The sequence below is a fragment of the Streptomyces sp. NPDC048612 genome (assembly GCF_043199295.1).
Taxonomy (GTDB): Bacteria; Actinomycetota; Actinomycetes; order Streptomycetales; family Streptomycetaceae; genus Streptomyces.
Map to the genome: position 1 here is coordinate 403,169 of NZ_JBICVV010000002.1, position 13,118 is coordinate 416,286.

General features: G+C 71.9%; 15 protein-coding genes. 10 read left to right on the forward strand and 5 right to left on the reverse strand.

Going from position 1 to position 13,118, the window contains the following annotated elements:
* Nucleotides 1-18: 18 nt before the first annotated feature.
* A complete protein-coding gene (locus ACGFN2_RS05040) occupies nucleotides 19-618 on the reverse strand; it encodes a TetR/AcrR family transcriptional regulator (protein WP_393357625.1) in 600 nt (199 codons plus the stop codon).
* 95 nt (nucleotides 619-713) lie between these two features.
* Between ACGFN2_RS05040 and ACGFN2_RS05045 the strand changes: the two genes are divergently transcribed.
* A complete protein-coding gene (locus tag ACGFN2_RS05045; RefSeq protein ID WP_393357627.1) occupies nucleotides 714-1,172 on the forward strand; it encodes a nuclear transport factor 2 family protein in 459 nt (152 codons plus the stop codon).
* Nucleotides 1,173-1,367: 195 nt separating this feature from the next.
* Entirely contained in the window at nucleotides 1,368-2,897 is a 1,530-nt protein-coding gene (locus ACGFN2_RS05050) for an IPT/TIG domain-containing protein (RefSeq protein WP_393357629.1), read from the forward strand.
* 85 nt (nucleotides 2,898-2,982) lie between these two features.
* On the opposite strand, the gene ACGFN2_RS05055 is transcribed toward ACGFN2_RS05050, so the two are convergent.
* Nucleotides 2,983-4,605 carry a PLP-dependent aminotransferase family protein gene (locus tag ACGFN2_RS05055; protein ID WP_393357631.1) on the reverse strand — a complete coding sequence of 541 codons (1,623 nt, stop codon included), beginning with the start codon at nucleotides 4,603-4,605 and terminating at the stop codon, nucleotides 2,983-2,985.
* On the opposite strand from ACGFN2_RS05055, the gene ACGFN2_RS05060 reads away from it, so the two are divergent.
* The 5 genes from ACGFN2_RS05060 (at nucleotide 4,604) to ACGFN2_RS05080 (ending at nucleotide 8,530) form a co-directional block, all read left to right on the forward strand.
* Nucleotides 4,604-5,422 (forward strand): methyltransferase domain-containing protein, encoded by an 819-nt coding sequence (locus ACGFN2_RS05060; RefSeq protein WP_393357633.1) that lies wholly within the window; start codon nucleotides 4,604-4,606, stop codon nucleotides 5,420-5,422. The genes ACGFN2_RS05055 and ACGFN2_RS05060 overlap by 2 nt on opposite strands.
* A 199-nt stretch (nucleotides 5,423-5,621) precedes the next feature.
* A complete protein-coding gene (locus tag ACGFN2_RS05065) occupies nucleotides 5,622-6,221 on the forward strand; it encodes a TetR/AcrR family transcriptional regulator (protein ID WP_362603823.1) in 600 nt (199 codons plus the stop codon).
* A 16-nt stretch (nucleotides 6,222-6,237) separates the two neighbouring features.
* The gene (locus tag ACGFN2_RS05070; protein WP_393357635.1) at nucleotides 6,238-6,891 is read left to right on the forward strand and encodes a peroxiredoxin-like family protein; all 654 of its coding nucleotides are present in this window, start codon (nucleotides 6,238-6,240) and stop codon (nucleotides 6,889-6,891) included.
* Between the two features lie 212 nt (nucleotides 6,892-7,103).
* Nucleotides 7,104-7,355 (forward strand): hypothetical protein, encoded by a 252-nt coding sequence (locus tag ACGFN2_RS05075; RefSeq protein WP_362603827.1) that lies wholly within the window; start codon nucleotides 7,104-7,106, stop codon nucleotides 7,353-7,355.
* Between the two features lie 11 nt (nucleotides 7,356-7,366).
* Nucleotides 7,367-8,530 (forward strand): SPFH domain-containing protein, encoded by a 1,164-nt coding sequence (locus ACGFN2_RS05080; RefSeq protein WP_362603829.1) that lies wholly within the window; start codon nucleotides 7,367-7,369, stop codon nucleotides 8,528-8,530.
* Between the two features lie 33 nt (nucleotides 8,531-8,563).
* Here the strand turns inward: ACGFN2_RS05080 and ACGFN2_RS05085 are convergent, their stop codons facing one another.
* The gene (locus ACGFN2_RS05085) at nucleotides 8,564-9,085 is read right to left on the reverse strand and encodes a MarR family transcriptional regulator (protein ID WP_362603831.1); all 522 of its coding nucleotides are present in this window, start codon (nucleotides 9,083-9,085) and stop codon (nucleotides 8,564-8,566) included.
* Between the two features lie 310 nt (nucleotides 9,086-9,395).
* Here ACGFN2_RS05085 and ACGFN2_RS05090 point away from each other — a divergent pair, with 310 nt between their 5' ends.
* Nucleotides 9,396-10,640 (forward strand): cytochrome P450, encoded by a 1,245-nt coding sequence (locus ACGFN2_RS05090; protein WP_393357638.1) that lies wholly within the window; start codon nucleotides 9,396-9,398, stop codon nucleotides 10,638-10,640.
* Nucleotides 10,641-10,742: 102 nt separating this feature from the next.
* Entirely contained in the window at nucleotides 10,743-10,949 is a 207-nt protein-coding gene (locus ACGFN2_RS05095; protein ID WP_393357640.1) for a ferredoxin, read from the forward strand.
* 84 nt (nucleotides 10,950-11,033) lie between these two features.
* On the opposite strand, the gene ACGFN2_RS05100 is transcribed toward ACGFN2_RS05095, so the two are convergent.
* Entirely contained in the window at nucleotides 11,034-11,465 is a 432-nt protein-coding gene (locus ACGFN2_RS05100; RefSeq protein WP_362603850.1) for a nuclear transport factor 2 family protein, read from the reverse strand.
* A gap of 370 nt (nucleotides 11,466-11,835) precedes the next feature.
* Here ACGFN2_RS05100 and ACGFN2_RS05105 point away from each other — a divergent pair, with 370 nt between their 5' ends.
* On the forward strand, nucleotides 11,836-12,183 hold the full coding sequence (locus ACGFN2_RS05105) for a hypothetical protein (protein WP_362603852.1): 348 nt from the start codon (nucleotides 11,836-11,838) through the stop codon (nucleotides 12,181-12,183).
* Here the strand turns inward: ACGFN2_RS05105 and ACGFN2_RS05110 are convergent.
* The gene (locus tag ACGFN2_RS05110) at nucleotides 12,138-13,073 is read right to left on the reverse strand and encodes a helix-turn-helix domain-containing protein (RefSeq protein ID WP_393357643.1); all 936 of its coding nucleotides are present in this window, start codon (nucleotides 13,071-13,073) and stop codon (nucleotides 12,138-12,140) included. The genes ACGFN2_RS05105 and ACGFN2_RS05110 overlap by 46 nt on opposite strands.
* Between the last annotated feature and the right edge of the window lie 45 nt (nucleotides 13,074-13,118).

Sequence of the window (13,118 nt, forward strand, 5' to 3'; positions counted from 1 at the left end):
CGGGGCGTCACCCGGACGTCAGGCCCCGTCGCGCGCCGCCCCGGCCCCCGCCGCGCTGCCCGCCGCCGCCATGAGCGCGGCGGCGGCCACACGGGCCTGCCGGGCGGCGGCGGGCTCACCCATGAGGGCGGCACCGGCGATCGCACCGTCGATCAGCAGCACCAACTGCCGTGCCAGGGCTTCCGGTTCGGCGACCGGCACCGTGCGCACCAGGACGGTCACATACCCCAGCAGCGCCTCCTTGTGCTCCCGCGCGACACCGCCGACCCGGTCGGAGGTCGCCCCCAGCTCCCCGTACGCGTTGAGGAAGGCGCAGCCGCGGAAGCCGTCCTCCGCGAACCACTCGCCCAGCCAGTCGAAGACCGCGAGCGGCCGGGCCGCGGGGCCGCCCGCCTGCGCGTCGACATACGCGGCGAGCGCCGCGCGCCAGCGGGTGTCGCGGCGGCGCAGATACGCCTCGACGAGGTCGTGCTTGGCGGGGAAGCACTGATAGAGCCGCTTGAGCGACACCCCGGCCGCGGTGCGGAGTTCATCCATCCCGACGGACTGGATTCCGCGCTCGTAGAAGAGCTTCTCCGCGGCGTCGAGTATCTGCGTACGGGCTTCGTCGAGGTCCATGGCACGTCCGGGGCTTTGCGGGAGAACGGTCGTTCTCTACACTAGCCGACCAGGCGAGAACGACCGTTCTCCGATCTCGGCAAAAGGAGCCCGCCATGGCGCCACGACCGCCCCTCCCGCCGTTCGACGAGCCGAGCGCACTCCAGAAGGTGCAGGCGGCCGAGGACGCCTGGAACACCCGCGACCCGGAGCGCGTCGCCCTCGCCTACACCGAGGACTCGAACTGGCGGAACCGCGACACCTTCCTCACCGGCCGCGCCGAGATCGTCGACTTCCTACGGCAGAAGTGGACCCGCGAACTGGACTACGCGCTGCGCAAGGAGCTCTGGTCGTACGACGGCAACCGCATCGCGGTGCGCTTCCAGTACGAGTGCCATGACGCGGCCGGCCAGTGGTGGCGCAGCTACGGCAACGAGCTGTGGGAGTTCGACGAGAACGGCCTGATGCGGCGCCGGGAGGCCGGCATCCACGATGTCGCGATCACCGGCGACGAACGCCGCATCTTCGGCCCCCGCCCGGAGGAGGAGCGGGGCCGCCCGCTCCCGTTCCGCTGATCGTCCGGAACCGGGAACTCCCGGACACCGGCGGACGTTTCGTCTCCCCGCGCCGTGGGAACGAAGAAACCACCGAACCACTGGGCTGCCCATCCCTCCTCGGGGATGTGCAGCCCGCCGTGCTGTTGCCACGTGTGGACTGTGGTTGTGGTGCCCCGGAGCGGGATCTGGACGGCCCCCACAGAAGGGGTCCACATGAGCTCGAATCTCCTGATGCCGGCGCAGACTCCGCCGGCATCGGCCGCCTCCCCCGTCCCGGTGCGGGCAACGGCGGCGCCCGTGACCTTCCTGGCCGTCACGACGATCCCGGTCGGCACCAACCCGGTCGGGCTGGCGTTCATCCCCAACGGCGACCTCTACGTCGCCAACTCCGGATCGAACAACGTGCAGACCATCGACACCGCCACGGACACCGTCATCGGCGCCGCGATCCCGACCGGCACCACGCCGGCCTGGCTGACCGTCGCTCCCAACGGCAGCGCCTACGTCCCCAACAACATCTCCAACAACGTGACGGTGATCGACACCGCCACCAGCACCGTCATCACCACGATCCCCCTCGGCGGCGGCCCCGCCGCGGCGGCGGTCATCCCCAGCGGCAACGTCTACGTCAGCCGCTTCGGGGCGAACAGCGTGCAGGAGATCGACACCACCACCAACATGGCCGTCGGCGCCGCGATCCCCACCGGCAGCGGCCCGGTCGGGATCGCCGTCGCCCCCAACGGCAAGGCCTATGTCGCCAACCGGAACGCGAACAGCGTGACGGTGATCGACACCGCCACCGCCGCCGTCGTCACCACGATCCCCGGCCTCAACCAGCCGAACTTCGTGGCGATCGGCCCCAGCGGCAACGCCTACGTCGCCAACATCGGGTCGAACAACGTGACCGTGATCGACACCACCACGGACACGATCATCACCACGATCCCCGTCGGCACCAACCCGTGGGGCATCACGGTCGGTCCGGACGGCAACGCCTACACGGCCAACCGGGGTTCCAACAACGTGTCGGTGATCGACACCACCACCAACATGACCGTCGGCGCCCCGATCCCGGTCGGCAACCAGCCGATCGCCCTGGTGGTCGCGCCCAACAACAAGGTCTACGTCACCAACATCGCCGGGGCCAGCGTCAGCGTCATCCAGTTCGACCCGACGATCACCAGCATCGCCCCCAACTCGGGTCCCATCACGGGCGGCACGGTGGTGACGATCACCGGCACCAACCTGACCGGGGCGAGCGTCGACATCGGCGGCAACCCCGCGACCGGCGTGACGGTCAACGCCACCGGTACGCAGCTCACCGCGACCACTCCGCCCGGGGTGGCCGGTCCCGCGGACGTCACCGTGACCACGCCCGGCGGCAGCACCACCCTGGTGGGCGGCTTCACCTACTTCGTCCCCGTCCACGCCACCTCGCTGACCGCGACCCCGGCGCTGACGAAGCTGTTCCCGCCGCACGTGTACTTCCCGTTCCTGACGGCCACGCTGACCGACCAGGTCACCGGCCTGCCGGTGCCCAACCAGCCGATCCTGTTCAAGGCCGGCAGCAACGTGCTGGGCATCGCCAACACCGACGCCCAGGGCGTCGCCCGGGTGAACGAGACGCTCACCCTGACCCTCATCCTCCTCAACCACGGCTACGAGGTCAGCTTCGCCGGGGCGGTCACCCCGACGGCCATCCTGTCCCCGTCCAGCGACACGGCACCGGTCATCGAGCCCTGACCACCGCCCGGTTCCACCGGCTGGTGACCTCGCCCGGTCACCGGTCGGCCGGTCGTGCGGCGTCCACCGGACGCCGGGCGGCCCGTCACCCGCCGCGCAGCGCCTCGCCGATGACGGCCACGCCCTGCGTGATCTCGTCCGGCGTGCGGGCGGCATAGCCGAGGACCAGGCCCGGCGGGGCCGGGCGCTGGCAGTGCCAGGACAGCGGGTGGACCTTGACGCCCTCGGTGAGGGCGGCCGCGGCCAGGTCGGTGTCGCAGCCCCGGTAGCCGTCCGGGCCGAAGGTGACGGTCAGATGGAGACCCGCCGCGGCGCCGTGCACCTGGGCGCCCGGCAGACGGTCGCGGATCGCCGCGCTCATGGCGTCCCGGCGGCGGCGGTGGCGGCGGCGCAGGAGCCGCAGCCGGCGCTCCAGTTCACCGGACTCCATCAGCCGGGCCAGGACCAGTTGCGGCAGTGCGGCACTGCCGAGATCGGCGAACCGCTTGGCGTCGGCCAGCGCGTCCCGGTACTTCGGCGGCGGCACCAGCCAGCCCACCCGCAGCGCGGGAGCCAGCAGCTTGGAGACGCTGCCGGCGTAACAGACCTGCTCGGGCAGGAGCGAACGCAGGGCGGGGACCGGTGCGCGGTCGTAGCGGTGCTCGGCGTCGTAGTCGTCCTCGACGATCAGACCGCCGTCGGCCGCCCAGCGCATCAGCTCACGACGCCGTGCGCCACCGAGCACCACCCCGGTCGGGAACTGGTGCGCCGGAGTGAGCAGCACGGCCCGCGCCCCGCTCGCCCGCAGCGCGTCGACGCGTATCCCGTCCTCGTCGACCGGGACCGGCGGTGTCGCCATCCGCCAGTACTGGAGGTGCTGCCGCGCACCCAGCGACCCGGGGTCCTCCACCGCGATCGACGGCATCCCGTCGCGGTGCAGCACCTCGGCGATCAGGCCGAGTCCCTGCGCCGTACCGGCGACGATCAGCACCTCGTCCGGGTCGGCCCTGATCCCGCGGTTGCGGGCCAGCCAGGCGGCGACGGCCCGGCGCAGTGCGAGGGTGCCGCGCGGGTCCCCGTATCCGAGGCCGGCCGACGGCAGGTCCGCCAGCACCGCCCGTTCGGCGCGCAGCCAGGCGGTACGGGGAAAGGCGGTCAGGTCCGGCACACCGGGCGAGAGGTCGATCCGTGCGGGTGCGGCGCGCAGTTCGTCGAAGATCTCCGCGCCGGGCGCTGCCGCGAACGGGGCGGGGGCGCGGTGGGCGGGGGCCCGGTGGGCGCGGGGCGGCGCTCCCGTGGGCGGCGTGGCGGCCGTCACGGGTGCGGCGACGACGACCGTGCCGCCGCGTCCCCGCCCGGCGAGCTGCCCGTCCTCGGTCAGCCGCTGGTACGCCTCGGTGACCACCCCCCGCGAGACCCGCAGGTCGGCGGCGAGCGTACGGGTCGCGGGCAGTCTGCTCCCGACCGGCAGCCGGCCGTCCGCGACGGCCCGCCGCAGCTCCCGGGCCAGCCAGTCCGCCCGGCCGCCCACGGGCGCGTCACCGAGGTTCAGCTGCAGGAAGTCGGACGTACCGGGGGACGGGGAACGGGGCGGCGGGGCCGGGGAGGAGGGGGCCGGAGGCGGGGGTGAGGAGGACGGAGGAGGCGAGGGCGAGGGAGGTATGGACCCGTTGACAGGGCACTCTTTGGACCTGTGCACCGGTCCATTGTCCGGGCACGGTGGGGGCATGACGACGAACACGGCCTATCTGCACGGCTATTCACCTCAGGAGGCACGGCGCCTCGGCGACCAGGCGGACACCCTGGCCGCTCTGCTGCACGCCGGTACGGCCTACGCCCCCGGCAGCCGGGTGCTGGAGGTCGGCTGCGGGGTGGGCGCGCAGACCGTGCATCTGGCCAGGAGCAGTCCGGGGGCCCATATCGTCGCGATCGACCGGTCCGCGGAGTCGCTGGCGCGGGCCCGCCGGTATGTGACGGCGCAGGAGCCCACGGCCGACGTGGAGTACCGGACCGCCGACCTGTTACAACTTCCTTTTGCCTACGGCGAGTTCGACCACGTCTTCGCCTGCTTCGTACTGGAGCACCTCCCGGAGCCGGAGCGCGCGCTGTCCGGGCTCCGGCGCGTCCTGCGGCCCGGCGGCACCCTCACCGTCATCGAGGGCGACCACGGCTCGGTGGTCCTCCACCCGGACAGCCTCCACGCCCATGAGGTGATCGGGCACCAGGTGCGGCTGCAGGCCGCGGCCGGCGGAAACGCGCTGATCGGGCGGGCGTTGCAGCCGCTGCTCAGCGACGCCGGATTCGAGCGGGTGGCGGTCCGGCCGCGGACCGTCTACGCCGACGCCACCAGGCCCGCGCTGGTGGACGGCTTCACCCGGAAGACCTTCATCTCCATGGTCGAAGCGGTCCGGCACAAGGCACTGAGCACCGGCATGACCACCGCCGCCGACTGGGAGCGGGGCATCGCCGACCTGCGGCTGACCGCGGACGAGGGCGGCACCTTCCACTACACCTTCTTCAAGGCCGTGGCCGTCAACCCGGCGTGAGGCCGGGCGAAGGGACGGAGGAGCGGAGGGGCCGAGGGGCGGAGCGGAAGGTTCCAGATGTCGTCGCCGCAGATATCCCCAACTCCTCGACAGGGAAAGGGACTCGACGTATCTTGGAATGGTCGTTCCGAGATGACGGGGCGGCGGGACCGACCGACCCTGCACCCCCTCTCGTGACGGCGAAACGAGTGACCCGGCCATGCCCGACATCAAGCACTTCAACCCCGATCTCGTACTCGACGAGGCGATCCAGGTCTTCTGGCGCCACGGCCTGCCGACGACCGGCATCCAGGCGCTGGTGACCGCGACCGGAGTGAGCCGCTCCAGCCTCTATGCGACCTTCGGCAACAAGGACGGCCTCTACGCCGCCGCGCTGAACCGCTACATAGCGCAGCACTCGACACCGGCCTTCGCCCACCTGTCGCAGGCGTCCGCGGGGCTCACCTCGATAGAGGCGTTCTTCGCCGGGCTGATCGAGGTGCGCTGCTCCGGCCCGGTCGCCGGCTGGGGCTGCATGGTCACCAACGCCCACGCCGGCCCGGAGTGCGACGACACCGGCATCCGTACGGTGCTCGAAGACCATCACCGCATGCTCCGGTCCGCGATGCGCGCGGCCCTGGCCAACGCCGCCGACCTGGGGCACCTCCATCCGTCCTGCGATCTCGACGCCTCCGCCGATGTGCTGGCGACCCTCGCCTACGGCGTCAACCTGCGCTCCCGTGCCGGTGCCGACGCCCAAGAGCTGACCGACACGGTGACTGCCGCCCTCGCGCCCCTGCGCGCCCCACTCCCCTCCTAAGGAGCAACCCCCCGCAATGAACCTCCACGACGAACTCGCCGCCGTCCTGCGCGCCCTCCCCGACATCCCGGCCGCCGACCGCGCGGTGATGGAGCGGGCCGGCCGTGAGCTGGCCGCCTCCGGCCTGGCCGAGCGCGCCCTGCGGACCGGCGACACCGCCCCCGGCTTCAGCCTCCCCACCCCGGCCGGCGACACCGTCACCCTGGACGCCCTGCTGTCCGCGGGCCCGCTCGTGCTCACCTTCTACCGCGGCGCCTGGTGCCCGTACTGCAACGTGGCACTGCGCGCCCTCCAGCACCACCACGCCGATATCACCGCCCGCGGCGCCCAGTTGGCCGCCATATCGCCGCAGATCCCCGACGAGTCCCTCACCCTCACCGAACAGCACGCGCTCGCTTTCCCCGTCCTCAGCGACCTCGGCTGCGACACCGCCGAGCAGTTCGGCATCAGCTTCGACCTGCCCGACGACCTGGCCGCGGTGTACGAGTCCTTCGGCTTCGACCTCCAGCGGGTCAACGGCGGACATGCCCGCACCCTGCCGCTGCCCGCCACCTACGTCATCGACCGGGACGCCACCATCCGCTGGTCCTTCCTCGACACCGACTACACCACCCGCGCCGAACCGTCCGACATCCTCGCCGCCCTCGACGCCCTTCCTTCGGCACACTGAATTCCCCGTCCCGGAATTTCCGCCTCCGCCCTGAACCGGCGGAAGACGGACGGCTCCAAGGGAATTCCGTTCCGCACTTGGCTCTTTCTTCACGAGAAATTGACGAGCCGCGAAGCGTGATGCCAACTCGCCGCTCTCCCCCCATAGGCCGCCACGCACCGGAGCGCTAAGGTCGGATTTCCAGGAACGTGAACGGGGGAGGGCAGCCGCGGATGGTGCAGGACGATGCCGTGATCGGCTGTACGGGAGTGCTGCTGATCGGCACTCGTGGGGCTGCCGGCCCCGGTGAGGTTCTGGTGCGGGTCAGGGGCGGCTCCGAGGCCTTTCTCGCCTGGTCCGCCGAGCCCCTTCCGGTGGGGGCGACCGTACTCGTCATCGAGTCCCGTGGCAGTCGCCAGGTCGACGTCATGGAGTGGGCCGATCCGTTGGACGCGTTGACCGGGGAATCCGGCGACGCAGGCTGAGGAGACAAAGGATGTTCGGTTACCGCGTTCCTGCCCCCGACCAGGCGATGCTGATTTCGGGTGGCAGGCGTGGGCAGGGGGGCGCGCCATTCCGAGTGGTGACCGGGCACGGCAAGTTCGTGCTGCCGGTCTTCCGCAAGGTCCGCTTTCTGACCCTGGCGATGTGTGAGGCGGAGGTCGCCGAGACCTGTGTGACCCGGCAGGGCATCGCGCTGACGGTGCGCGCCGTGATCGCGTTCAAGGTCGGCAACGACACCGAGAGCGTGGTCAACGCCGGTCAGCGGTTCCTCTCCGACCAGGACCAGATGTCGGTCCTGACCGGCCGGATCTTCGCCGGTCATCTGCGCTCCATCATCGGTTCGATGACGGTCGAGGAGATCGTCACCGAACGGCAGAAGCTGGCCACCGAGGTCCTGGAGACCTCCAAGACAGAGATGGCGAAGATCGGCCTGATCGTCGACTCGCTCCAGATCCAGTCGATCGACGACGGCGAGACCGGCTACATCGAGGCGATGTCCGCGCCGCACAAGGCCGCCATCCAGCGGCAGGCGCAGATCGCCCAGGCCCAGGCCACCCAGGCCTCGGTCGAGGCGCAGCAGGAAGCCGCGCGGAATCAGGCCGAGTACTCCCGGCAGACCGCCGTGGTCCAGGCCGAGTACAACGCCGAGGTGGACCGCGCCCAGGCCCGCGCCGCCCAGGCCGGCCCGCTCGCCCAGGCCCACGCCCAGCAGGAAGTCCTCGCCGCGCAGACCGAACTCGCCGAGCGAGCGGCCCGGTTGCGCCAGCAGGAGCTGGTGGCCGAGGTCGTCAAGCCCGCCGAGGCGGAGGCCGAGCGCATCCGCCTGCTGGCCCTGGCGGAGGCCGAGCGGATGAAGATCCAGGCCGAGGCCGCCGCCTCGCACGACCGGGTGGCCCTGGACCGGATGCTCATCGACCAGCTCCCGCAGATCGTCAAGGAGGCCTCCGCGGGCCTGGCCAACGCCAACGTCAACGTGCTCAACGGCACCGACGGTCTCGGCGAGATCGCCGCCGGTCTGGTCGGCCAGGGCCTGACCATCCTCGACTCGGTCCGCCGTAACCTCGGCGCCCCCGAAGGCCAGGACACCACCACCGACAAGAACAGCGGCACCGGCACGGCCGGCAACGGCCACAGCGGCCGCGTCGAGATCGAATAGCACCGACGGTGCGGGGCACCACCGCCCCGCACCTCACCCCGCCCCCGCCGCACCCCGCTCACATCCGCGCCGCCGCAGACGTTCCTCGTCCTCGTGCTTCCGGCGGGCGTAGGCCACCAGACGGTTGAGGACGGCGACGGTGGTGGCGATGTCGCCGTCGTCGAAGCCGGCGAGGGCCTCATGGAAGTTGGCCTGCCCGGTCTGCCGCAGGCGGTCGAGAACGGCCCTGCCGTGCGGGGTGATCGCCACCTTGCGGGCCCGGCGGTCGAGGGCGTCCGGGGTCCGCTCGACCAGGTCCTGGGACTCCAACTGGCCGATCTGACGCGTGACATGAGGCGGTTCGACCATCAGCAGGGCGGCCAGATCACCGACCCTGCTGATGCCACCGCTGTCCTCCAGGGCCATCAGCAGCCAGAGATCGGAGCGCGCCGCCGTGACGCCCGCCTGGGCCGCCTGGCGCTCGTGCGCCCGGGAGCGGGTGAGCAGGTACGACAGCGTGGCCAGCACTCTCTGCAGTGCGACGGTGGGGTCCTGGTCTCTCGCGGGGTCCGGCATGCAGGCACTGTAGCGGCCCCCGCAGCGCCTCGATCCGCCCCGTGACCTGCCCGTTCCGCAGCCGCCCCCGGCCGGATCGAGCCAACCTCGCCCACGCCCCGCACATGCCCTTCCTTCCCCCTCCAGGGGTGCGTTAGCTTAGTTGCTTAAGTTAGGTAATTACCCGTCACCGGTGGTGACGGCCGCTGGTCACCGCTGGTCACCGCGGTGCCACATCGGTCACCGAGTCCGTCTGTCCCGTCGAGGAGTGGCGCCACCCGCATCGTCCGTCACGGCACCGCCGTGTCCCGACCGTGGAAGGACCAGCCGCATGACGACCGCACAACGCAGGGACAAGGAGAGGGAGCGGGACGCCGGGACGGGCACGGGGCGCGCCCCCGTCGCCGTCCCGGGCCAACGGGCCACCGGCTGCCCCTTCGACCCGGCACCCGAGATCGCGCGGGCCCACCGGGAGGAGCCGGTCACCCGGGCCACGCTGTGGGACGGCTCGGCCTGTTGGCTGGTGACCCGGCACGAGGACGTACGGCAGGTGCTCGGCGACCCGCGGTTCAGCGCCGACGCCCACCGCCCGGGATTCCCGTTCCTGACCGCCGGTGCACGGGAGTTCGCCACCGGCAACACCTCGTTCATCCGCCAGGACGACCCCGAGCACGCGCGGCTGCGCCGGATGCTCACCGCCGACTTCATGGTGAAGAAGATGGAGGCGATGCGCCCCGAGGTGCAGCGCCTCACCGACGAGCTGCTCGACCGGATGACCGAGGGGCGGCAGACGGCCGATCTGGTCGCGGAGTTCGCACTGCCGCTGCCGTCGCTGGTGATCTGCCTGCTGCTCGGCGTCCCCTACGACGACCACGAGTTCTTCCAGCAGCGCAGCAGTGTGCTGCTCGGTCTGCGGTCCACGCCCGCACAGGTCCGCGCCGCACAGCAGGAGCTCCACGACTATCTGTGCCGACTCGCCGATTCCAAGCGGCGCGCGCCCGACGACGGCATCGTCAGCCGGCTGGTCGCCCGCGGCGCACTCGACGACGCGGAGATCGCCGCCATGGGACGGCTGCTGCTGGTCGCCGGCCATGAGACCACCGCCAACATGACCGCGCTGTCCACCCTGACCCTGCTGCGCAACCCCGGCCAGCTGGCGCGGCTGCGTGCGGACCCGTCGCTCATCAAGGGTGCCGTCGAGGAGCTGCTGCGCTATCTGACGATCGTGCACAACGGTCTTCCGCGGGTCGCCGACGAGGACGTCGTCGTCGGTGGAAGGACGATCCGCGCCGGCGAGGGCGTGCTGTGCACGCTCAACACCGCCAACCGCGACGAGGCGGTCTTCCCCGGCAGCGAGGCGCTCGACGTCGGCCGGGACGCCCGCCGCCATGTCGCCTTCGGCTTCGGCGTCCACCAGTGCCTGGGCCAGCCGCTGGCCCGCGTGGAACTGCAGACCGCCCTGGAGACCCTGCTGCGCCGTCTGCCCGGCCTGCGGCTCGACGCCCCCTTCGAGGACCTTCCGTTCCGCCATGACATGGGGATCTACGGGGTGCACGCACTGCCGGTCGCGTGGTGAGCAGCCACGCCCGGTGCCGCCGCCCCGGCCGTACCCGTCATCCCGTCACCACCCGTCCGCCCACGGCCTTCGGAAGCCGGGCGACTCACTGTGGAGAGAGCCATGCGCGTACTCATTGACCAGGACAGGTGCTGCGGCGCCGGAAGCTGTGTGCTGTCCGCGCCGGAGGTGTTCGACCAGCGCGAGGAGGACGGCATCGTCCTGCTGCTCGACGCCGAACCGCCGGCCGCGCTGCACGACGCGGTGCACGAGGCGGCGGCCATCTGCCCGGCCTCGGCGATCACGGTCGAGCAGGCGGAGCGGGTGTAACGCCCGCCCCGACTGGGCGGCCCCGCCACGGCTTCCGGCCGGCGGCGGGGCGGCCCGAGCCGCCGGCCGCCGCCGCTACAGGCCCTACGCCTGCGGCGCCAGCCCGTCCTCGACCAGTCCGGCCAGCACGGCCTCGCCCAGCGCCTGCACCGCGGACTGCGGCCGCACCATCACCGTGAACTCCTTGATCAGGCCCGCCTCGTCGAACTGGAGCAGATCGATACCGTGGATCTGCCTGCCGTTCACGGTGGCCCGGAAGACCAGGACCGTGGAGTCGGCGGAGCCGCCGTCCGGTCCGGCCGCGGTCTGTGCGCTGCCCGTCAGCTCGCCGACGTAGTGGAAGTCCTCGAAGGTGCGCAGCAGCACCCCGAACAGCCCGAGCACCGCCGGGCGTCCCTCGAAGGGCGCGAACTTCACCGGGCTGTAGAGGCGGACGTCCTCGGTGAACAGCTCTTCCACCGCCTTGAGTTCCTGTGCCTCCACCGCCGCCTTGAAGCGCTCCGCGGTCGTCGCCATGTGACTCCTCCTCGCCTCGGCCGGGCAGCCGTCCACACCCGGCACGGCACACGCCGACCGGAGCGCGGACCCTGCCCTCATAGTCGCGACCATGATTAGTCATATTCTTGAGTATGGGAAGGGGTGGCGGGACCACGGCCGACGGCCCGGCCGCCGGCCGTCAGGTGATCCGGGAGCTCCGACCAGCCGGCGGCGCGGCCTTCGGCGCGCCGGGCCCCGGCTCAGCCCGGATCGCCCGGCCCCGCCCCGCCCCCGAACAACGGCCGAGCACGTGTCTCGACGCAACTCCTTCGTGTGACGGCGTACATCACCGGGCGAATGACCGGGAAGCACACATTCCGCACAGAACCGGAACGGAAGGAATGTCCGTATGCGTCTTCGCCACACCGCCGCCACCGCCCTCGGTGCGCTCGCGCTCGCCCTGTCCCTGCCCGCCGCCCCGGCAGGCGCGGCCACCGGCCCCTTCACCTACGTCTACACCGACCAGACCGGCACACCGCATGTGGGGCTGCTGCCCGACCCGGTGAGCCGGGTGTGCATCACCCTCCCCGAGGTGGCCGACCCGGCCCTGCCGCCCGCGCACACCCCGAAGAACTACACCTCGTCCGTCGCGACGGTGTTCGCCGGACCCGACTGCACGGGCGACTTCTTCAGCCTCCGGCCGAACGGCGGTCACGGCTCGGAGCGGCTGAAGGTCCGTTCGGTGGTCTTCGCCTGATCCGACGCCAGCCGCCGGAGCGCTGCGGCCGACCGCGACCCCGGTTCGGCGTGGTAGGTGATCACCTGCTGGTCGGGGTCGGCGGGCAGGGTCAGGGTCTCGTAGGCCAGGGTCAGCCGCCCGGCCAGCGGGTGGCGGAGGACCTTCCGGCCGAAGCCCTTGTCCTGTACGTCGTGCGCGGCCCACAGCCGGCGGAACTCCGGGCTCCCGACCGAGAGCCGGCTGATCAGCGCCGCCATCGCCGGGTCGTCCGGATTGCGGCCCGCGTCGCGCCGCAGATAGCCGACCACGTCGGCGGCCTTGGCGTCCCAGTCCTCGTACAGCTCACGGGCCGCCGGGTCCAGGAACACCTGCCAGGCCAGGTTGCGGCGCTCGGGCGGCAGGGCGGCGAAGTCGCCGAGCAGGGCGCAGGCGAGGCGGTTCCAGCCGATGACGTCCAGCCGCCGTCCGATGACATAGGCCGGGACCCGCTCCATCGTGTCGATCAGCTGCTGGAGCGCGGGGCGTACCCGCTGCGGACGGACGGCGGGCCGCAGCCGGCGGGCGACGGGGCGGACGAGATGGGTGAGGTGGTCGCGCTCGGCGGGGGTCAGCCGCAGGGCGGTGCCGATGGCGTCCAGCACGGCGGCCGAGACATTGCGGCCGCGGCCCTGTTCGAGACGGATGTAGTACGCCACACTCACTCCGGCCAGCTGCGCCAGCTCCTCCCGGCGCAGACCGGGCACCCGGCGCCGGCCGCCGAACTCCGGCAGCCCGACGTCCGCCGGCCGCAGCCGGGCCCGCCGGGAGCGCAGGAACTCGCTCAGCTCGGTGCGCTGGTCCAGGACCGCGTGCGGCGGCCGCCCCCCGGTCCGGTGGGTGGTTCCGTCAGTAGTAGGCACGCCATGCATATGTTCAAGGGTGCACTGGTTACGCACCCCCGGACGCCGCATCCT